The sequence below is a fragment of the Aeromicrobium sp. Root344 genome (genome assembly GCF_001425755.1).
Lineage (GTDB): Bacteria > Actinomycetota > Actinomycetes > Propionibacteriales > Nocardioidaceae > Aeromicrobium.
In genome coordinates this window covers 726,015-746,731 of record NZ_LMDH01000001.1, presented here as the reverse complement: position 1 = coordinate 746,731, position 20,717 = coordinate 726,015, and the positions used below count along the sequence as shown (strand labels likewise).

Here is a 20,717-nt window from a genome sequence, read left to right as displayed (position 1 = left end):
CATGGCTCGTACCCCCCTGCTCGAGCGCTCCGGCTCCCTCAAGATGCTGGGTGCTGCATTCATCGCGCTGCTGCTCCTCATCCTCTGGGTGACGTGGGCGTTCTTCACCAAGGCGTTCGTCAACTACGACGCGGTGACCCTCAAGACCGACACCACCGGCGTCAACCTGCCGCAGAATGCCGACATCAAGCTGCGCGGCATGATCGTCGGCGAGGTCCGCAAGGTCGAGCCGGACGGCGACGGCGTCAAGCTCCTGCTGGCGATCAACCCCAAGCTCATCAAGGACATCCCCAAGGGCGTCACGGCCCAGCTGGTCCCCAAGACCCTGTTCGGTGAGAAGTACGTCGCGCTGATCCCGCCCGCGACCGATGACGGCGAGACGCTGCAGGCCGGCGACACGATCACCAAGGCGAACGTCCCCATCGAGGTCGAGACCCTGCTCAACGACCTCTACCCGTTGCTCGACGCGGTCGACCCGGCCAACCTCTCCTACACGTTGAGCGCTGTCTCGACCGCGCTCAGCGGACGTGGCAAGCAGCTCGGCGAGACACTCGTCCAGGCCAACAGCTACCTGCAGAAGGTCAACCCGGACATCCCGCAGCTGGTCGACGACCTCAACAAGCTCGGCACGGTGTCCGACACCTACGCGGCGGCGATGCCCGACCTCGGCCGACTGCTGCGCAACACCGTGGTGACCGGCAACACGATCGTCGCCAAGAAGGCGCAGCTGACGGCGTTCTTCGACGAGGCGACCGGCCTGTCCGACACCCTGACCGACTTCACGAAGGCGAACGGCGACAACATCAAGGCGCTCAACAAGCTCGGCCGGCCGATCCTCGAGATGGTCGGCGACTACTCCACGACGTTCCCGTGCTTCCTCGGCGCGATGTCGACGCTCGTCCCGCGCCTCGACAGCGCCTACCGTGACGGGCAGCTGCACATCAACGTCGAGGTCATCGCCCAGCCCAATGCGTACGCCAAGAACGAGAACCTCACGGCGTCGCAGCAGACGTTCGACAACGCGTCGTCCGGTGCACCGGCCAAGACCAGCAAGGACATCCGGGCCGACAACGCGGCGACGCCGAGCTGCCTCGACCTCAACGAGATCAACAAGGGCAAGGCCGAGGAGAAGAAGTACTCCTCGCAGGCGCACCCGTTCAAGATCCCGGCCGACGTCTACAAGCTCGTCGGCATCAAGCAGCCGCACGCCAAGTTCGGCTCTGCAGCAGACTTCGCCAACCGCTCGGCAGCCTCGAGCGTCTCGCTGCAGGACCTGGTCCAGCCGAGCATCACCGGAGTCGACTCGCCGGGCGAGCGGGCCGAGCTCAACGTCCTGCTCGGTGGCACCCTCGGGATGCAGCCCTCGAGCGTCGACGACATCGGCTCGCTGCTGATCAGCCCCGTGCTCCGTGGATCGGCGGTGGAGCTCCGATGAAGCAGATCGACCGCGAATCCATCAGCGCCCTGGTCAAGCTCGGGTTCTTCTTCGCCTTCACCGGCATCTCGACCCTGGTCCTGGCGCTCACGCTGAGCAACGGCTCGTTCGGCGCTGATCGCAAGGACTACAAGGCCGTCTTCACCGACGTCACCGGCATGGCCAAGGGCGACGACGTGCGCATCGCGGGTGTCGCGGTCGGCTCGGTCAAGAAGGTTCAGATCATCAAGCGCGACAAGGCGCTCGTCACGTTCGGCGTCGACAGCGACGTCCCGCTGACCGACAACACCCACGTGACGATCAAGTTCCGCAACCTCGTGGGACAGCGCTACATCGCGCTGACCCAGGGCGCCGACGGCGCGAAGACGACGCTCAAGGCGGGCAGCACGATCCCCGAGAGCCGTACGCAGGAAGCCCTCGACCTCAACGTCCTGCTCAACGGGTTCAAGCCGGTCTTCCAGGCGCTCTCGCCGTCCGACACCAACAAGTTCGCCGACGAGATCGTGCAGACCTTGCAGGGTGAGAGCGGCAACGTCGAGAACCTGCTCGCCCGTACCTCGTCGCTCACCAACACCCTGGCCGGCCGTGACCAGCTCATCGGCGACGTCGTGACCAACCTCAGCCAGGTGCTCGACACCGTGGGCAGCCGCGACAAGGAGCTGTCGGACACGATCGACACGCTCCAGCAGTTCGTCACCGGGCTCAAGGACGACCGCGACGCGATCCTCAACTCGGTCGACTCGATCTCCGACCTGACCGACGAGACGTCCGACCTGCTCGTCCAGGGTCGACCGGCGATCGGCGAGGACATCAAGCAGCTCAACTCGCTGACCAAGAACCTCAGCAGCAAGCGCAACCTGGCGACGATCGAGAACTCGATCAAGATCCTGCCGATCAAGCTGCAGAAGATCGGCAACTCGGCCACCAACGGCAGCGAGTTCAACTTCTACCTGTGCGCCGCACGCGGCAGCATCACGATTCCCGCCATCGCGGGAATCCTGCCGGAGACCAAGCTCGACCTGGCCGGGCCCAACGGCCTCGGGGTCGGCGGAGCCCGTTGTGACCAGCCGGGGTATGCACCATGAAGCCATTCCGCGAGCGCAATCCCGTCGTCATCGGCGTCATCGGCATCGCCGTGATCGCCCTGCTGATGCTGGGCGCCTTCCGCGCTGACCGCCTGCCGATCATCGGCAGCGGCGACACCTATCACGCCGACTTCGCCGAGATCGGTGCGCTCAAGGCCGGCAACGAGGTGCGCGTCGCCGGTGTCGCGGTCGGCAAGGTCGAAGGCATCGAGCTCCAGGGCAACAAGGTGCGGGTGACGTTCAAGATCGACAAGGGCACCGACCTCGGCACCGAGACCGGGGCGGACATCCGCGTCCGGACGCTGCTGGGCGCCGAGTTCCTCGCGCTGACTCCCAAGGGGCCGGGCCACCTGCCCAAGGGCAGCACGATCCCGGTCGCGCGCACGATCGCTCCCTACGACGTCGTGCAGGCGTTCTCCGAGCTCAGCAAGACGACCGACGAGATCAACATCCCGGAGCTGTCCAAGGCCCTCGACAGCCTCGCCGACGTCGCCGCCAGCACCCCCGAGGAGTTCCGCGGCGCGATCAAGGGCGTCTCCGACCTCTCGCGCAACCTGGCCGCCCGCGACGACCAGATCAACACGCTGCTGGTCAACCTCAAGAAGGTCTCGGGTGTCCTCAACTCGCGCAACACGCAGCTCGTCACGCTCTTCAAGGACTCCGACGTCCTGTTCTCGGCGATCAGTGCGCGACGCGACTCGATTCACCGCCTGCTCGTGTCGACCCAGTCGATCTCGACGCAGCTGCGCGGGCTCGTCAAGGACACCCGCTCGGACCTCAAGCCGGCCCTCGACCAGCTCGACGTGGTGACCACGATGCTCCGCAGGAACGAGGCGAGCCTCGACGAGGCGCTCCGGATCTACCCGGGCTTCCTCCGGGTGTTCTCCAACTCGCTCGGCACCGGGCCGTGGTTCGACACCTACCTCGGTGGTGCGGCCTCGGTCTCCGGGATCCGCAAGCAGATCGAAGACGCGCTGGGAGGGGGCAACTGATGAGTCCATCCGGATTGGCACAACGGTTCGCCGGCATCTCCAAGGTGCTCACCGCGTTCGTCGTGCTCGCCCTGCTGGCAGCCGTGGCGCTGGTCGTCAACAACGGCGACGGCAAGCGCTACATCACGATCGACTTCGAGCAGACCAACTCGGTCTACAAGGGATCCGACGTCAAGATCCTCGGCGTCCCGGTGGGCGAGGTCGTGAGCCTCACGCCGCGCGGCGACGTCGTACGCGCCAAGGTCTCCTACAAGGGCGACGTCAAGCTGCCCAACGACGTCAAGGCGGTCGTGGTCTCGCCGTCGATCGTCGGTGACCGCTTCATCCAGCTCGCCCCGGCCTACACCGGCGGAGCGGTGCTCAAGAACAATGCGGTCCTGCCGGTCGACCGCACCGCCGTTCCGGTGGAGCTCGACCAGATCTACCAGTCGCTCGACGACCTGTCGGTGGCGCTCGGCCCCAAGGGCGCCAACAAGGAGGGCTCGCTCAGCAGCCTCATCGACGACTCGGCCAAGCAGCTCGACGGCCAGGGTGCCCAGCTCAACGAGACGATCCACAACTTCGGCAAGCTCAGCACGACGCTGTCCAACAACAAGGACGAGCTGTTCGGCAGCCTGCGGGAGGTCGAGGACTTCGTGAGCCTGCTCAAGACCAACGACTCGGCCGTGCGCTCGTTCAACGACAGCACGGCCAAGGTGTCGACGGTCCTCGCCGGCGAGCGTGACGACCTCAAGGAGACGCTGAGGCAGCTCAGCCTCGCCCTGGTCGACGTCAACTCCCTCGTCAAGGAGAACCGCGGCAAGCTGCGCAGCAACATCGACAACATCGCCTCGCTCGCAGCGGTGCTCGCCAAGCACAAGGCCGAGATCGAGGAGCAGACGATCGCTGCGCCGACCGCCCTGACCAACGTCGCCCTGGCCTACAACGGCACGGCCGGCACGCTCGACACCCGCGCCGACATCCCCGAGCTGCTCAACGGCTCGCTCAAGGATCCCGCGACCTTCGTGTGCAACCTGCTCGGTGAGACCGTCGAGAACGGATTGTGCAAGACGCTGTCCGGCGTGCTCGGCAACGCACTGCCGCGCACGGCCGCCGCGTCCGCGCCGGTGACTCCGCCGGACAAGGTCAACACGACCTTCGCGCAGATGCTGGGGGTGAACTGACATGAACCGCCGACTTCTTCGTGCCGGTGTCGTCACCGGTGTCATGGGGCTGCTGCTCAGCGGCTGCGGCTTCTCGCCCTACAAGCTCCCGCTGCCCGGCGGCGCCGACCTCGGCAGCGATCCCTACACGATCAAGGTGCAGTTCCGCGACGTCCTCGACCTGGTGCCGCAGAGCGCCGTACGCGTCAACGACATCGCGGTCGGCAAGGTCACCGACATCAAGCTCAACGGCTGGACGGCCGTCGTCACGCTCAAGGTCAACCACGACGCCAAGCTGCCCGACAACACCGAGGCGACGATCCGCCAGACCAGCCTGCTGGGCGAGAAGTTCGTGTCGCTCGCGCCGCCCAAGACCGGCGCTCGCGGCACGCTCAGCAACGGCGACACGATCCCGCTCGACCGGTCCAGCCGCAACCCCGAAATCGAGGAAGTGCTCGGAGCGGCGTCGTTGCTGTTCAACGGCGGCGGTCTCGAGAAGACCAACACGATCGTCAAGGAGCTCAACAACGCTCTCGGCGGCAACGAGCCCGAGGTCAAGGAGCTCATCAACTCCACGACCGCCTTCATCGGCCAGCTCGACGACAACAAGGCAGCGTTGCTGACGTCCCTGGAGAAGATCAACCGGCTCGCGGTGGCGACCAACAACCAGAAGGCCGCCATCACCGGTGCGCTCGACGATCTGCCCGGCGCGTTGCGAGTCGTCAACAACCAGCGCGACGACCTCGTCAAGCTGCTCCAGTCGCTGTCCAGGCTCAGCGACGTGGCGACTGGCGTCATCCGCGACTCCAAGGCCGACACCGTCGCCAACCTGCGCGCCCTCGTGCCGACGCTGACCAACCTGACCAAGGCCGGCGACGACCTCGCGACCGCGACGAAGGTGCTTCTCACCTACCCGTTCTCCGACGGCTTCGTCGGCAACACCTACGCCGCAGCGTCCGGCAAGTGCGAGGACGGCCCGCCCACGGTCAAGCAGGGCGTCTGCTTCGGCGACTTCGCCAACCTCAACCTCGGTATCGACATCAGCGCGACGCAGCTGACCAACATCCTCGACGGCTATGCCGCCCAGGCCGGGGCGACCAAGACCGAGACGAACCCCGACGGCAGCACGAGTGTCGTGCCCGGCACCCCGGCCCAGGACCTGGTCGACCTCGTCACGGGCCTGGTCCCGTCCAGCGGCTCGACCACGACGCCGGATGACTCCGGCGCCACGACGCCGGCGCCGAGCGCGAGCCCCACACCGAGCAAGGGCGGCATCTGCTCGCTGCTCAACACGTGCCGTACGGCGGTCGCCAGTGTGCCGTCCGGCGATCTCGGACAACTCCTCGTGGAACCGGCGGTGGCACCATGATCTCCAGGCTCACCAAGATCCAGCTGGTGATCTTCGCGATCGTCACCCTGTTGGGCGGCGCGTTCGTCGGTGGTCGCTACGCGCAGGTCGACCGGCTGTTCGTGGACCGGACGTTCCCGGTGACGGCGCAGTTCAAGGACTCCGGAGGCATCTTCGCCGGCGCCCAGGTGACCTACCGCGGCATCCCCGTCGGCAAGGTCGGCAAGCTCAAGTTCAAGGACGACGGCGTCCAGGCGAGGCTCGACATCGAGAACGACGCGCCCAAGATCCCGGCCGACGTCGAGGCCGTGGTGGCCAACAAGTCGGCGATCGGCGAGCAGTTCGTCGACCTGCAGCCGCGCAACAACTCGGCGCCCTACCTGCGCAAGGACTCGGCGATCTCGCTCCGCAACACCCGCATCCCGATCGACACGACGACGCTGCTCGTGGACGTCAACGACCTCGTGTCGTCGGTCAACACCGAGAGCCTGCGCACCGTCGTCAACGAGCTCGGTCAGGCGTTCGAGGGCACGGGTCAGGACCTGTCGACGATCCTCGACACGTCGTCGGAGTTCATCAAGGCCGCCGACGACAACATCGACGTGACCCGCGCACTGATCCGTGACTCGTCCTCGGTGCTGCAGACCCAGATCGACAAGTCGGACGACATCGGCACGTTCTCCAAGAACCTGGCTCTGCTGTCAGACAGCCTGGTCGATGCGGATCCCGACCTGCGCCGGCTGTTCGACAAGGGCAGCGAGAGCGCCGCGACGCTCAACGCCGTGGTCAACGAGAACTCCGCCGACCTCGGCAACGCCATTCGCGACCTCGTCACCGCGAGCAAGCCGTTGTCGGAGAACGTTCTCGGGCTGCAGGCGATCTTCATCCTCTACCCCTACCTCGTCGAAGGCTCGTTCTCCGTGCTCGACGAGGTCGTCAAGAACGGCAAGGGCACCGGCGACTACAACGCGACGTTCGGTCTCGTGGCGCTCGACCCGACGCCGACCTGCACGTACGACCAGAACGGCGGTGCCGCATCGGGCTACCGTGAGCGTCGTGAGGAGGCGGTCATCAGTGACCGCGCCTTCGATACGGAAGCGGACTGTAAAGTCGCCAACAACCACATTGCGCGGCAGCCGTCCAAGACCGTGCTGCAGCGGTCGGCCGCAACGTCCGACGCATCTGTGCCCACCGGAAAGGACACCTGGAAGTGGCTTCTGCTCGGCCCGGCCCAACAGTGACCGAGAGGTCCAGCCGCACCCGAGTCATCGCTCTCCTGGTGGTCACCACGGTTCTCGGCGTGGTGCTCTCGGCGATCGGTCTCGTCCTGCTCAAGCTGAACCCCTACGAGGACTCCAAGGACCGCAACGAGATCACGTCGCGGGCCACGGACTTCGCGGTGGCCTACAACACGTACGACGTGTCCAACGCGGCGGACTACCAGAAGCGGCTCAAGGGCCTGCTGACGCCGAAGTACGACAAGGAGTTCGTCAAGGTCACCGACGTGATCTTCAAGGCGCTTGAGTCCAAGAGCCAGAAGAGCGGTGGTGCCAAGGTGCAGGCCACCGCCGTCGACACGATCGACAAGGATTCCGCGGTGGCGATGGTCGCGGTGGACGCCAAGATCACCAACACCGACAACAAGGCCGCCGTCCTGCGACACTTCCGCTGGAAGGTCTCGTTCACCAAGACCAACGGCACGTGGCTGATCTCGGACTTCGAGAGTGTCGCCCCGCGTTCTGCGGTGGCCACCCCGTCGCCGTCGGCGACCCCCAGCGAAGGCAGCGGAGAATGAGCGATCCGACCGGGCCCGCCCGTCGTCGCCGGATCGCCGGCGAGGGCAAGCCGGCCGTCCCTGCCGCGAAGCCCTCGGCGCGCAAGGTGCCGGCGCGCGCGGCGGCGGTCAGGAAGGCCGCCACGCAGAAGCCGGCCGCCGCCCCTCCGGCCAAGGCTGCACCGACGGTCAAGGCGCCCCGCCCGCCCAAGGCGCCGAAGCAGGCGTCCGAGAAGACGTCGAATCCCGACCTGCGGTGGACCGTCCCGGCCGCCCTCGTCGCGGTTGCCGCCCTTGTCCTGGGGGTCGTCCTGACCGTCCAGGGTTACCGACACGTGCACGGCGCGGGGGAGCGGCTCGATGACGCGCGCGAGCAGGCGACCGCTGCCGCCGCCAGCGCCGTGGAGACGGTGTTCACCTACAAGTACACCGAGCTCGACAAGCACCTGTCGGCATCGACGGCCATCATGACGCCGTCGTTCGCCAAGACGTTCAAGAAGTACGAGCCGGCCCTGCAGGAGGCGGCGCAGCAGCGCAACGTCCAGATGCAGAGCGTCGTCGGCGATGCCGCGGCCATGCCCTGCGGCGACGAGTGCTCGACGACCAAGATGGATGTCCTGGTGTTCTACGACCAGGCACGGCTGACCAGCGAGTCGAAGACCCCGACGGTGTTCTCCAACCGCGCGAGCGTGTCGATGGTCAAGACCGACGACGGCTGGCTCGTCAACGACATCCGCGCCCGATAAGCGAGCTTCTCAGCTCGCGCAAGGCTCGGGGCGCGGCTTGCCGCGCCCGATAGGCGCGACGAAAAGCTCGCGCAGGGTTTGGGCGCGGCTTGCCGCGCCCGATAAGCGAGCTCCTCAGCTCGCGCAAGGTTTGGGGCGACTTGCGGGCGAGTTCGTGCGTGAAATGCGCCGATTCGTCCGAAAAGCCAAATAGACTCCCCCAAGCAGCGGGCTTTGTCAAGACCCGCCCTTGCTTCGCTGTGCCCTGCGGGTTACACTGAACTTTCGCGCCCGCTCTGTCTGCCCATGTCCCCTTGACCGGGGTCGATTGGCGTGCGCGCAGCACGATCCATCGAGCCACCCGCCTGCGAGCCCTTGGAAGGACCCCTCTTGGCCGCCTCGCGCACCTCCGCACCTGTTCAGCCCCGCCGCATCTCTTTTGCAAAAATCTCAGAACCCCTCGAGGTCCCAGAGCTCCTGGCTCTGCAGACCGACAGCTTCGCCTGGTTGATCGGCGACGACTCCTGGAAGGCCGGCGTCGAGGAAGCCCTCGCCGGTGGCCGCACGGACGTCTCCACCAAGTCCGGGCTCGAGGAGATCTTCGAGGAGATCTCCCCGATCGAGGACTTCTCCGAGACGATGAGCCTGTCGTTCCGTGACCACCGCTTCGAGCCGCCGAAGTACTCCGTCGAGGACTGCAAGGACCGCGACGTCACCTACGCCGCTCCGCTGTTCGTCACCGCCGAGTTCATGAACAACGAGACCGGCGAGATCAAGAGCCAGACCGTCTTCATGGGCGACTTCCCGCTCATGACGGACAAGGGCACGTTCATCATCAACGGCACCGAGCGTGTCGTCGTGTCGCAGCTCGTCCGCTCGCCGGGTGTCTACTTCGAGCGCGTTCCCGACAAGACGTCCGACAAGGACATCTACACCGCGAAGGTCATCCCGTCGCGTGGTGCGTGGCTCGAGTTCGAGATCGACAAGCGTGACCTGGTCGGCGTACGCCTCGACCGCAAGCGCAAGCAGAGCGTCACGGTGCTGCTCAAGGCACTGGGCTGGAGCGAGGCGCAGATCCTCGAGGAGTTCGGCCAGTACGAGTCGATCCGCCTGACCCTGGAGAAGGACAACACCACGACCCAGGACGAGGCGCTCCTCGACATCTACCGCAAGCTGCGTCCGGGCGAACCGCCCAGCCGCGAGGCCGCGCAGACGTTGCTGGACAACTACTACTTCAACGCCAAGCGCTACGACACGGCCAAGGTCGGTCGCTACAAGATCAACAAGAAGCTCGGCGTCGAAGAGGCCTTCGACCAGCAGACGCTGACGATCGACGACATCGTCTCCACGATCAAGTACATCGTCGCGCTGCACGCCGGCGAGACCGAGCTGGCCACGCCGGCTGGTCAGACGATCGTCGAGGCCGACGACATCGACCACTTCGGCAACCGCCGCATGCGCACCGTGGGCGAGCTGATCCAGAACCAGCTCCGCACCGGTCTGGCGCGCATGGAGCGCGTCGTCCGCGAGCGCATGACGACCCAGGACGTCGAGGCCATCACGCCGCAGACCCTGATCAACATCCGCCCGGTCGTCGCGGCGCTCAAGGAGTTCTTCGGCACATCGCAGCTCAGCCAGTTCATGGACCAGAACAACCCCTTGGCCGGACTGACGCACAAGCGTCGCCTGTCCGCCCTCGGACCTGGTGGTCTGTCCCGTGAGCGCGCCGGATACGAAGTCCGTGACGTCCACCCGTCGCACTACGGCCGCATGTGCCCGATCGAGACTCCCGAAGGCCCCAACATCGGCCTGATCGGCTCGCTCGCCTCCTACGGCCGGATCAACTCGTTCGGCTTCGTCGAGACGCCTTACCGCAAGGTCGTCAAGGGCAAGGTCACCGAGCAGGTCGACTACCTCACCGCGACGGACGAGGACCGCTTCATCATCGCGCAGGCCAACTCGGTCCTGACCGACAAGAGCACGTTCGCCGAGGACATGGTCCTCGTACGCCAGAAGGGTGGCGAGGCCGAGCTTCGTCCCGCCGGCGACGTCGACTACATGGACGTCTCGCCTCGTCAGATGGTGTCGGTCGCCACGGCGCTGATCCCGTTCCTCGAGCACGACGATGCCAACCGCGCCCTCATGGGCTCGAACATGCAGCGTCAGGCCGTCCCGCTGATCCGCAACGACGCGCCGCTCGTCGGCACCGGCATGGAGTTCCGTGCCGCCGTCGACGCCGGTGACGTCACGGTGGCCAAGGTCGCCGGTGTGGTCAACGAGGTGTCCGCGGACGCGATCGAGATCATGCAGGACGACGGCTCCTACTTCACCTATCGCCTGGCGAAGTTCCGTCGCTCCAACCAGGGCACCTGCACCAACCAGCGTCCGCTGGTCGCGCAGGGTCAGCGCGTCGAGGTCGGCACTCCGCTGGCCGACGGCCCGTGCACCGACGAGGGCGAGATGGCCCTCGGGACCAACCTGCTCGTGGCATTCATGCCGTGGCAGGGTCACAACTACGAGGACGCGATCATCCTCTCGCAGCGAGTCGTCCAGGACGACCTGCTGACCTCGATCCACATCGAGGAGCACGAGGTCGATGCCCGCGACACCAAGCTCGGTCCCGAGGAGATCACGCGCGACATCCCCAACGTCAGCGAGGAAATGCTGGCGGACCTGGACGAGCGCGGCATCATCCGCATCGGCGCCGAGGTCGGCAACGGCGACGTCCTGGTCGGCAAGGTCACGCCCAAGGGTGAGACCGAGCTGACCCCGGAGGAGCGCCTGCTCCGTGCGATCTTCGGTGAGAAGGCGCGCGAAGTGCGCGACACCTCGCTCAAGGTCCCGCACGGTGAGTCGGGCACCGTCATCGGCGTTCGCGTGTTCGACGCGGCCGAGGGTGACGAGCTCTCCCCGGGCGTCAACCAGCTCGTACGCGTCTACGTCGCCCAGAAGCGCAAGATCTCCAACGGCGACAAGCTCGCCGGTCGCCACGGCAACAAGGGCGTCATCTCCAAGATCCTTCCGGTCGAGGACATGCCCTTCCTGGAGGACGGCACGCCCGTCGACATCGTGCTCAACCCGCTCGGTGTCCCCGGACGCATGAACGTCGGACAGGTGCTGGAGACCCACCTCGGGTGGGTCGCCAAGACCGGCTGGCAGATCCCGGACGACGAGAAGGACGAGTGGGCGCAGACCCTCCGCAAGATCAAGGCGGACAAGGCTGAGCCCTCGACCAACATCGCGACGCCCGTGTTCGACGGCGCCCGTGAGGACGAGATCCAGGGCCTGCTGGCCTCGACTCTCCCCAACCGGGACGGCGAGCGCATGGTCAAGCGTGACGGCAAGGCGGTGCTCTTCGACGGTCGTACCGGCGAGAAGTTCCCCGATCCCGTCTCGGTCGGCTACATGTACCTGCTCAAGCTGCACCACCTCGTCGACGACAAGATCCACGCACGTTCCACGGGTCCCTACTCGATGATCACGCAGCAGCCTCTCGGCGGTAAGGCGCAGTTCGGTGGACAGCGCTTCGGTGAGATGGAGGTGTGGGCCCTCGAGGCCTACGGAGCGGCGTACGCGCTGCAGGAGCTCCTGACCATCAAGTCGGACGACATCCTCGGACGCGTCAAGGTCTACGAAGCGATCGTCAAGGGCGAGAACGTGCCCGAACCCGGCATCCCCGAGTCGTTCAAGGTTCTCGTCAAGGAGATGCAGTCCCTGTGTCTCAACGTTGAGGTGCTGTCCAGTGACGGTTCGGCCGTCGAGATGCGCGACGCGGAAGAGGATCTCTTCCGTGCCGCCGAAGAACTCGGCATCGACCTGTCCCGGCGTGAGCCCTCCAGCGTGGAGGAGGTCTAGCCCCCAGGGCTGGACCTTCCCCATCGCAACCACATCAGTTTTCAGAACAAGCAAGGGAAAGAAGACAACGTGCTCGACGTGAACTTCTTCGATCAGATCCGGATCGGTCTCGCGACCGCCGACGACATCCGCGGATGGTCGTTCGGTGAGGTCAAGAAGCCGGAGACGATCAACTACCGCACGCTCAAGCCCGAGCGTGACGGCCTCTTCTGCGAGAAGATCTTCGGTCCCACCCGGGACTGGGAGTGCTACTGCGGCAAGTACAAGCGCGTGCGCTTCAAGGGCATCATCTGCGAGCGCTGCGGCGTCGAGGTCACGCGGTCCAAGGTGCGCCGTGAGCGCATGGGCCACATCGAGCTCGCCGCTCCGGTCACGCACATCTGGTACTTCAAGGGTGTGCCCAGCCGGCTCGGCTACCTGCTCGACCTGGCCCCGAAGGACCTCGAGAAGGTCATCTACTTCGCGGCCTACATGATCACCAAGGTCGACGAGGACGCGCGTCACAAGGACCTGTCGAGCCTCGAGACCAAGATCGACCTCGAGCGCAAGCAGCTCGAGAGCCGTCGTGACAACGAGGTCAACGAGCGCATGCAGAAGCTCGAGGAGGACCTCAAGGAGCTCGAGGACGAGGGCGCCAAGGCCGACGCCAAGCGCAAGGTCAAGGACGCCGCCGAGCGTGAGGCCAAGCAGCGTCGCGACCGTACGCAGCGCGAGATCGACCGTCTTGACGAGGTCTGGAACCGCTTCAAGAACCTCAAGGTCCAGGACCTCGAGGGCGACGAGCTGCTCTACCGCGAGATGACGTACCGCTTCGGCAAGTACTTCGAGGGCTACATGGGCGCCACGGCGATCCAGAAGCGCCTGCAGGACTTCGACCTCGAGGCCGAGGCCGAGTCCCTGCGCGAGATCATCGCGACCGGCAAGGGCCAGAAGAAGACCCGTGCGCTCAAGCGCCTCAAGGTCGTCTCGGCGTTCCTCGGCAGCAGCAACGCGCCCGAGGGCATGGTCCTCGACGCCGTGCCGGTGATCCCGCCGGAGCTTCGCCCGATGGTCCAGCTCGACGGTGGACGTTTCGCGACGAGCGATCTCAACGATCTCTACCGCCGCGTGATCAACCGCAACAACCGGCTCAAGCGACTGCTCGACCTGGGTGCTCCGGAGATCATCGTCAACAACGAGAAGCGCATGCTGCAGGAGGCCGTCGACTCGCTGTTCGACAACGGCCGTCGCGGTCGTCCGGTCACCGGACCGGGCAACCGTCCGCTCAAGTCGATCTCCGACATGCTCAAGGGCAAGCAGGGTCGCTTCCGCCAGAACCTGCTCGGCAAGCGCGTCGACTACTCGGGCCGTTCGGTCATCATCGTCGGCCCGCAGCTCAAGCTGCACCAGTGTGGTCTGCCCAAGCAGATGGCACTCGAGCTGTTCAAGCCGTTCGTCATGAAGCGGCTGGTCGACCTCAACCACGCGCAGAACATCAAGAGCGCCAAGCGCATGGTCGAGCGGGCTCGCCCGGTCGTGTGGGACGTCCTCGAAGAGGTCATCACCGAGCACCCCGTGCTGCTCAACCGTGCACCCACACTGCACCGTCTGGGCATCCAGGCGTTCGAGCCGCAGCTCATCGAGGGCAAGGCCATCCAGATCCACCCGCTCGTCTGCTCGGCCTTCAACGCCGACTTCGACGGTGACCAGATGGCCGTGCACCTGCCGCTGAGCGCGGAGGCGCAGGCCGAGGCCCGCATCCTGATGCTGTCGACCAACAACATCCTGAAGCCGTCTGACGGCCGGCCGGTCACGATGCCGACCCAGGACATGATCATCGGTCTGTACTTCCTCACGCTCGAGCGTGCGGGGCACGTCGGTGAGGGTCGCGCGTTCAGCTCGGTCTCGGAGGCCATCATGGCGTTCGAGCGTGACGAGATCACGCTGCAGAGCCACGTCAAGATCCGCATCGGCGGCGAGACCGTCGAGACGACCCTGGGTCGCGCGATCTTCAACGAGGCGCTGCCCGAGGACTACCGCTACGTCAACTACCAGGTGGGCAAGAAGGAGCTCGGTGTCATCGTCAACGACCTCGCCGAGCGCTACTCCAAGGTCGACGTCGCCAACTCGCTCGACAACCTCAAGGACACCGGCTTCCACTGGGGCACCCGCTCCGGTGTGACGATCTCCATCGAGGACGTCGTGACCCCGGGCCGCAAGCCCGAGATCCTCGCGACCTACGAGACGCAGGCGGCCAAGGTCCAGACGCAGTTCGACCGCGGTCTCATCACCGAGGACGAGCGTCGTCAGGAGCTCATCGAGATCTGGACGCAGGCGACTGCCGAGGTCTCGGCCGAGATGGAGAAGGGTTTCCACGAGGACAACCCGATCTTCATGATGGTCGACTCCGGTGCCCGCGGAAACATGATGCAGGTCCGTCAGATCGCCGCCATGCGTGGTCTGGTCGCCAACCCCAAGGGCGAGATCATCCCTCGTCCCATCAAGGCCAACTTCCGCGAGGGCCTGTCGGTGGTCGAGTACTTCATCGCCACCCACGGTGCCCGCAAGGGACTCGCCGACACGGCTCTCCGCACGGCCGACTCGGGCTACCTGACGCGTCGACTCGTCGACGTCAGCCAGGACGTCATCATCCGTGAGGACGACTGTGGCACCGAGCGCGGCCTGCCCAAGGTCATCGCGACGAAGCTCGACGACGGCCGTCTGGTCGCCGCCGAGAACGTCGAGACCTCGGCCTACTCGCGCTCGGCAGCCGTCGACGTCACCGACGCCAAGGGCAATGTGCTCGTGGCGGCCGGCGGCGACCTCGGCGACGTCGAGATCGAGCAGCTCATCGCTGCCGGTGTCGAGGAGATCAAGGTCCGTACGGTCCTGACGTGTGAGGCCAAGGCCGGCACGTGCGCCAAGTGCTACGGCCGTTCGCTCGCGACCGGCAAGCTCGTCGACATCGGTGAGGCCGTCGGTACGATCGCGGCCCAGTCGATCGGTGAGCCGGGCACGCAGTTGACGATGCGTACGTTCCACACCGGTGGTGTGGCCGGAGACGACATCACGCACGGCCTGCCGCGCGTCGTGGAGCTCTTCGAGGCGCGTCAGCCCAAGGGCCGTGCGCCGATCACCGAGTCCGCTGGACGGGTCGAGATCGACGACTCCGACAAGACGCGCAAGCTCGTGGTGACGCCGGACGACGGTTCCGAGGTGCTGGAGTACCCCGTGACCAAGCGTTCGCGTCTGCTCATCGCCGACGGCGACCACGTCGAGGTCGGCCAGCAGCTCACGCACGGCACCCCGGATCCGCAGGAAGTCCTGCGCATCCTCGGTGTCCGCCGGGCTCAGGAGCACCTCGTGGACGAGGTCCAGGAGGTCTACCGCTCGCAGGGCGTGGCGATCCACGACAAGCACATCGAGATCATCGTGCGACAGATGCTCCGTCGCGTGACGGTCATCGAGCAGGGCGCGTCGAACCTCATCCCGGGTGACCTGGTCGATCGGGCCAAGTTCGAGGAAGAGAACCGTCGCGTCGTCGCCGAGGGTGGCACCCCCGCCTCCGGCCGTCCGGTCCTGATGGGCATCACGAAGGCCTCGCTGGCCGTCGAGTCGTGGCTGTCGGCCGCCTCCTTCCAGGAGACGACCCGCGTCCTCACCGACGCGGCCATCCACGGCAAGTCGGATGCGCTGCGCGGGCTCAAGGAGAACATCATCATCGGCAAGCTCATCCCGGCTGGTACCGGTCTCGACCGTTACAAGAACATCCGGGTCGAGCCGACCGAAGAGGCCCGTCAGGCCGCCTACGCCGTCACCGGCTACGGCGACTACGACTACGGCTTCGGCGCTCCGGACTCCGCTCCGGTGCAGCTGGATGACTTCGACTTCACGTCGTACGAGAAGTAGCCACGCACCACACGTCAACAGCCCCCGGCCCTCGGCCGGGGGCTGTTGCGTGTCTCAGAGCCCGTTCGTGCGGAGGATGCCGGCCAGCTGGCGCCCGGTCGACCGGGAGTGCGCGGGCGTCTCGTAGAAGTGCCGGTGTGTCTGGGACAACGGACCTGAGTAGCCCCCGGGCGGCCAGTTGCAGATCTCGTCGCCGGTCGCGCAGAACGTGATGGCCTTCTCCTTGAGAGAGCCGGGCAGCGGCGTACCGGCACCGAGCTTGCCCGGTCCGGGTGCGGCCTTGCCATAGGTCCATGACGCGATCGTGTCGTCAGGGTTGCGTCGTGGATCGGCGATCATCGCGACGAGTGCGACCCTGCGCAGGGTCGATGCCGGCAGCTCGATCGCGAGGCCGTGCACGGCCTGGGCGCCCTGGCTGAAGCCCACGAGCGCGACGCGGGTGTGCGGGCATCGCCGGGCGAGCTGCGCGATGCGTGTCCTGGTTCGGCTCACCCCGTCCTCGATGTTGGCCTGGTAGATCGCCGCGCTGGCGGCGCTCTCCGCCCGGTAGGGGATGCCCTCGAGACGTACCGTCGTGCGTGACGTGCGGTGCAGGTCGGTGGACATCGCGCGTACGGTGCGAAGGATCTCCTGGCCGGAGCCGAAGTTCTTGTCGAGCGACTGGTCGGAACCGCGCAGACCCAGAACCACGAGGTCGGCGCATCCGGTCTTGACCAGGACCGGGACGGGGCCGTCCTTCGTCGCTGCCGGCGAACCGGGCTCGTGAGCCGGACTCGGGCTGGAGCACCCGGCAGCCACGAGGAGCGCGAGCGTTGCCGCGATCCTTTTCACGTGGCGGCGGGAGAGCGGTCAGTGGCCGGCTCCGTCGGCTTGGCCGCAGGGGCCGGCTTCTCCACGGGCCTGAACAGCCAGGCCAGCCTGGGTTCGAAGACCGGCCGGAACACGGTGGCGATGGGCTTGGTCATGAGCAGGTTGGCCACGACGACGGCGACGAGCGAGCAACCGATCACGGCACCCACGCCGAACCGGTCGACGCGGTCGAAGACCTCGAACTGGTACTGCAGGTACAAGATGATGTAGCCGTGGATCAGGTAGCAGTAGAACGTACGGCCGCCCAGCGCCGTGGTCCACGAGCGGCGCCGGGGGACGAGGGACAACGCCGCGAAGGTCAGCACGAAGCCGATCACGAGCAGCTCGGCCCGCTGGGTGATGCCCTCGATCGGTGTCGCGCTGAGCGGGTTCTCGTCGTAGCGCTGCTTCCACAGCAGCCAGTCGGTCGTCCAGTTCTTGGAGTAGACGTAGCAGATCAGCAGTGCCGAGCCGAGCAGCACGACCGACGCCGCCCGGACGCGAGGCGTGGTGAGACGCTCGAACCTCTCGCGGCTCATGTGCAGCCCGACGACGTAGAACGGCAGGAAGCCCAGGATCTTGGGCAGCGCGAGGACGTTGGGGACCTCGATGAGCCCGACGAGCAGCGAGATCACGATCGACGTCGTGATGGGGTACTTCAGCGCGCGCCAGATCGGGGTCGTGAGCCGCCACACGAACAACGCGGCCATGAACCAGGCGAGCCACTGCGGGGACAGGATCATCATGGGATCCGGCTCGCCGGTGTAGTGCCGGGTGATGAGCTGCATCGTGGTCTCGACGATGAGGTAGGGCACGACCAAGGTGCTGACGATGCGGCGCACCTGACGGGCGTCGCCCATGTAGCGCCGCGCCGTGTAGCCCGAGATCAGGATGAAGAACGGCATGTGGAACGAGTAGATCCAGACGTAGACCCCGCGGGCGGAGTCCATGTCGGTGAACTGCGTGAGGGAGTGCCCGATCACGACCAGGAGCATGACCCAGTAGCGGGCGTTGTCGAGGTAGGCCACGCGCTCCTTGGCCGGAGACGTGGTGACGGGCAACGGTTCGAGCGCACTCATTGTGATTGACTCTATAAGCACTGTCTGAACGTGCACTGTGACGCATCAGTGGGGAGCACGCGTGGTCGATCCGTCCCGTACCCAGCGCCTGGGTGCGTATGCCGTCGCGCTCGACGCGGGCCGCCTCCTGCTGACCCGCATCTCGCCGATCGGCTACCCGGCCGGCACGTGGACCCTTCCCGGTGGAGGTGTCGACCACGGGGAGTCGCCGCATGATGCCGTACGTCGGGAGCTCTACGAGGAGGCCGGGCTCGAGGCGATCAGCGCGCGCCTCGTCGACGTGCATCACGTGCACATCGTGGAGGTGGGCCGCGGCGACCAGTACGAGGACTACCACGGCGTGCACCTGCTCTATGCGGTCGAGGTCGATCCCGCGATCGAGCCGCACGTCGTCGACGTCGACGGCACGACAGATCTCGTCCGTTGGGTGCCGATCGACGAGATCGGCTCAGCCACGCACCCCGTGCTGCCCATGGTGACGCATGCCCTGGAGCACCTGGATCAGTTCGACGTCGGCTCGTAGAACAGCACGCTGTAGTTGCCGCGCGCCGAGAGGACGTACGTCGCCCGGGCCGTGCCGCCGCTCTTGGTGCGGGTCGAGTAGGTCGTGCTGACCTCGTTGAGGTCCTCGACGACATCTTTGGTGATGCGGCCGTTGGGGCTGTTGGCGAGGACGTACTGCTCGGCCGTCACGTCCGCGTCGACTGCGCGCTTGGCCGTGATGACCACGAAGCTCGGGTGGTAGCCGCTCAGCAGGATCGTCGCCGAGGTCGGCGCGGTCCAGCCGTTGAGCAGCTTTCCGGTGGCCGGGGCGTCCTCGTCCATCTTGGGCCAGATCAGCCCGGACTTCTCGGGCTCGGAGTCGATGCTCTTGACGCCGTCGAGGGAGTTGGACTCCCGCGACAGCTGACCCTTGCGGGGCTCACCGACGTACTCGACGGAGAGCGTCATGACGGGACGGGTGAGATCCGACGGGCCCGACGTGCGGGTCGCGATCTTGCCGGGGTCGACGGTCATGACGACGCGGATCTCGCGGTCGCCCTGGGCGATGCCCTGGATCGCGAGGCGGCACTTGGTGATGCGGCGCTGCGCCGAGCTGCAGTAGTCGCCGAGGTCGTTGGTCGAGACGCCCGAGTCGGGCAGGAGGGCAGCGATCTGCGCGAGCATGCGACGCACGACATCGGACGGGTCGCCGTCGATGCGCATGAGCGAGACGGTCGAGTCCGGCTTGGGCGGGTCGTCGAGCAGCTTGAACGTGTCGTCGCTGGGCCGCGTGTCGGGCGTCGGTGTCGTGGGAGTCGTCGGGGTGCCCTCGCTGGCCTTCTCGGCTGCCTTGTCGCGCGCCTCGGCATCCTTCTGCGCCTGTGCCGCCTTGAGCTCGGGCAGGTAGGCGGCGATCAACCGGGCGCTGCGATAGCGGATCAGGGGGCCGAGCTGGGTCGCACCGCGCGGCACCTGGAGGCCGTACGTGATGGGGCTCTCGGGACCCGACTCGTGCTCGGTGACATCGGGCGGCTGGGTCGTCGTCCGCGTCGAGGTCGGCGTCGGAGCGCCGCCAGAGCCACCGTCACAGGCGGCAACCAGCGTCAGCGCGACCAGTGACAACACCACCCGGAAGCAGCGAGACTTCATGCGATCCCCTCGTCGGATCCCCATGGGGGACGTGGTCGTTCAGGCGTTCCGAGCAGCGCCATTGCGACGAGATCTCGTGCACCAACACCACACGATATCGTTCCCGGCCAAGGGAGCGGACCGTACGGTCTGACGTCCGGAGAGGAGAACGCGATGGCTGCTCGGGTCACGACGACTGATCGCGTGCTCGCGTCGTTGCGCGAGTCGATCCTGTCCGGCGAGTTCCCGGCCGGCTCGCTGCACTCGATCTATCGCCTCGCGGACCTGCTCGAGGTGTCCCGTACGCCCGTGCGTGAAGCCGTCCTGCGGCTCGCCGACCTCGGGCTGGTGACGATCGAGCGCAACCGCGGCGTACGCATCCGCGGCGTGTCCGTGACGGACGTGCGCTCGGTGTTCGAGCTGCGACTCATGATCGAGGTGCCGGCGACCGCGTACGCCGCGGCGTACGCAACCGACGAGGACGTGTGCCTGCTCGAGGCCGAGCTCGACGGGATGCGGGACGCGGCGGCAGCCGGTGACGAGACGGCGTTCACGGTCCACGACCGCGCGCTCCACGAGATGATCGGCGCGGTCCTCGGCAACCAGAGGGCTCAGCACGAGGTCGCCGCACTCCGCGACTCGATCCAGACTCGCGGCGCCTCCACGCTGCACCGGTCTCGCGGCATGCCCGAGATCCTTGACGAGCACGTGCCGATCGTGACGGCGATCGCGGCGCGCGACGCCGTCGCGGCGGCGCGCCACATGGAAGAGCACCTGGTCTCCACTGCGACGCTCCTCATGGCGCAGGCAGCCACCGCTGACGACCCGGCGCCCGAGGCCGGCTGGGCCGACCGGCTGCGCCGTCACCTGTACGTCCCGGGTGAAGGGGCCTCGCTACGCGAGTAGCATGCTAGTACGCTGATCGCGTCGACCC

The 20,717-nt window shown here is 66.5% G+C and carries 15 protein-coding genes; 12 read left to right on the top strand and 3 right to left on the bottom strand.

All coding sequences use genetic code 11. The features are described from left to right. The first annotated feature begins 1 nt into the window (after position 1). The 10 genes from ASC61_RS03680 (at position 2) to ASC61_RS03635 (ending at position 16,244) form a co-directional block, all read left to right on the top strand. On the top strand, positions 2-1,435 hold the full coding sequence (locus ASC61_RS03680) for an MCE family protein (protein ID WP_056209516.1): 1,434 nt from the start codon (positions 2-4) through the stop codon (positions 1,433-1,435). Further along, positions 1,432-2,520 (top strand): MCE family protein, encoded by a 1,089-nt coding sequence (locus tag ASC61_RS03675; protein WP_056209513.1) that lies wholly within the window; start codon positions 1,432-1,434, stop codon positions 2,518-2,520. The genes ASC61_RS03680 and ASC61_RS03675 overlap by 4 nt, the downstream gene beginning before the upstream one ends. After that, positions 2,517-3,512: an MCE family protein gene (locus ASC61_RS03670; RefSeq protein WP_056209510.1), complete on the top strand. Its 996-nt coding sequence runs from the start codon at positions 2,517-2,519 to the stop codon at positions 3,510-3,512. Before ASC61_RS03675 ends, ASC61_RS03670 begins: the two co-directional genes overlap by 4 nt. Then, a complete protein-coding gene (locus ASC61_RS03665; RefSeq protein WP_082530433.1) occupies positions 3,512-4,675 on the top strand; it encodes an MCE family protein in 1,164 nt (387 codons plus the stop codon). Before ASC61_RS03670 ends, ASC61_RS03665 begins: the two co-directional genes overlap by 1 nt. Before the next feature lies 1 nt (position 4,676). Then, positions 4,677-6,023, top strand: a complete 1,347-nt coding sequence (locus tag ASC61_RS03660) for an MCE family protein (protein ID WP_056209504.1) — start codon at positions 4,677-4,679, stop codon at positions 6,021-6,023. Continuing rightward, positions 6,020-7,243, top strand: coding sequence for an MCE family protein (locus ASC61_RS03655; protein ID WP_056209501.1), 1,224 nt, complete (start codon positions 6,020-6,022; stop codon positions 7,241-7,243). The genes ASC61_RS03660 and ASC61_RS03655 overlap by 4 nt, the downstream gene beginning before the upstream one ends. Beyond that, positions 7,240-7,797 (top strand): hypothetical protein, encoded by a 558-nt coding sequence (locus ASC61_RS03650; RefSeq protein ID WP_056209497.1) that lies wholly within the window; start codon positions 7,240-7,242, stop codon positions 7,795-7,797. Before ASC61_RS03655 ends, ASC61_RS03650 begins: the two co-directional genes overlap by 4 nt. Then, positions 7,794-8,522, top strand: a complete 729-nt coding sequence (locus tag ASC61_RS03645) for a hypothetical protein (protein WP_056209494.1) — start codon at positions 7,794-7,796, stop codon at positions 8,520-8,522. The genes ASC61_RS03650 and ASC61_RS03645 overlap by 4 nt, the downstream gene beginning before the upstream one ends. A gap of 369 nt (positions 8,523-8,891) precedes the next feature. Beyond that, the gene (gene rpoB / locus ASC61_RS03640; protein WP_056209492.1) at positions 8,892-12,356 is read left to right on the top strand and encodes a DNA-directed RNA polymerase subunit beta; all 3,465 of its coding nucleotides are present in this window, start codon (positions 8,892-8,894) and stop codon (positions 12,354-12,356) included. A 69-nt stretch (positions 12,357-12,425) separates the two neighbouring features. Further along, positions 12,426-16,244, top strand: a complete 3,819-nt coding sequence (locus tag ASC61_RS03635; protein WP_056209489.1) for a DNA-directed RNA polymerase subunit beta' — start codon at positions 12,426-12,428, stop codon at positions 16,242-16,244. A gap of 54 nt (positions 16,245-16,298) precedes the next feature. Here the strand turns inward: ASC61_RS03635 and ASC61_RS03630 are convergent, their stop codons facing one another. Beyond that, entirely contained in the window at positions 16,299-17,075 is a 777-nt protein-coding gene (locus tag ASC61_RS03630; protein ID WP_082530432.1) for a cutinase family protein, read from the bottom strand. Continuing rightward, the gene (locus ASC61_RS03625) at positions 17,072-18,172 is read right to left on the bottom strand and encodes an acyltransferase family protein (RefSeq protein WP_056209478.1); all 1,101 of its coding nucleotides are present in this window, start codon (positions 18,170-18,172) and stop codon (positions 17,072-17,074) included. The genes ASC61_RS03630 and ASC61_RS03625 overlap by 4 nt, the downstream gene beginning before the upstream one ends. Positions 18,173-18,233: 61 nt before the next feature. Between ASC61_RS03625 and ASC61_RS03620 the strand changes: the two genes are divergently transcribed. Next, a complete protein-coding gene (locus tag ASC61_RS03620) occupies positions 18,234-18,695 on the top strand; it encodes an NUDIX hydrolase (RefSeq protein WP_056209473.1) in 462 nt (153 codons plus the stop codon). Here ASC61_RS03620 and ASC61_RS03615 read toward each other — a convergent pair. Then, the gene (locus tag ASC61_RS03615; RefSeq protein ID WP_056209470.1) at positions 18,674-19,804 is read right to left on the bottom strand and encodes a hypothetical protein; all 1,131 of its coding nucleotides are present in this window, start codon (positions 19,802-19,804) and stop codon (positions 18,674-18,676) included. The two genes, ASC61_RS03620 and ASC61_RS03615, sit on opposite strands and share 22 nt — an antisense overlap. A gap of 153 nt (positions 19,805-19,957) precedes the next feature. Here ASC61_RS03615 and ASC61_RS03610 point away from each other — a divergent pair, with 153 nt between their 5' ends. Continuing rightward, a complete protein-coding gene (locus ASC61_RS03610; protein ID WP_056209467.1) occupies positions 19,958-20,689 on the top strand; it encodes a GntR family transcriptional regulator in 732 nt (243 codons plus the stop codon). Positions 20,690-20,717: the final 28 nt, after the last annotated feature.

Excerpts from the sequence above, each read along its gene's own strand:
- ASC61_RS03670 (WP_056209510.1), top strand. The coding sequence starts at position 2,517 with ATGAAGCCATTCCGCGAGCGCAATCCCGTCGTCATCGGCGTCATCGGC.
- ASC61_RS03665 (WP_082530433.1), top strand. The coding sequence starts at position 3,512 with ATGAGTCCATCCGGATTGGCACAACGGTTCGCCGGCATCTCCAAGGTG.
- ASC61_RS03610 (WP_056209467.1), top strand. The coding sequence starts at position 19,958 with ATGGCTGCTCGGGTCACGACGACTGATCGCGTGCTCGCGTCGTTGCGC.
- ASC61_RS03655 (WP_056209501.1), top strand. The coding sequence starts at position 6,020 with ATGATCTCCAGGCTCACCAAGATCCAGCTGGTGATCTTCGCGATCGTC.
- ASC61_RS03625 (WP_056209478.1), bottom strand. The coding sequence starts at position 18,172 with ATGAGTGCGCTCGAACCGTTGCCCGTCACCACGTCTCCGGCCAAGGAG.
- ASC61_RS03660 (WP_056209504.1), top strand. The coding sequence starts at position 4,677 with ATGAACCGCCGACTTCTTCGTGCCGGTGTCGTCACCGGTGTCATGGGG.
- ASC61_RS03680 (WP_056209516.1), top strand. The coding sequence starts at position 2 with ATGGCTCGTACCCCCCTGCTCGAGCGCTCCGGCTCCCTCAAGATGCTG.
- ASC61_RS03615 (WP_056209470.1), bottom strand. The coding sequence starts at position 19,804 with ATGAAGTCTCGCTGCTTCCGGGTGGTGTTGTCACTGGTCGCGCTGACG.
- ASC61_RS03645 (WP_056209494.1), top strand. The coding sequence starts at position 7,794 with ATGAGCGATCCGACCGGGCCCGCCCGTCGTCGCCGGATCGCCGGCGAG.
- ASC61_RS03675 (WP_056209513.1), top strand. The coding sequence starts at position 1,432 with ATGAAGCAGATCGACCGCGAATCCATCAGCGCCCTGGTCAAGCTCGGG.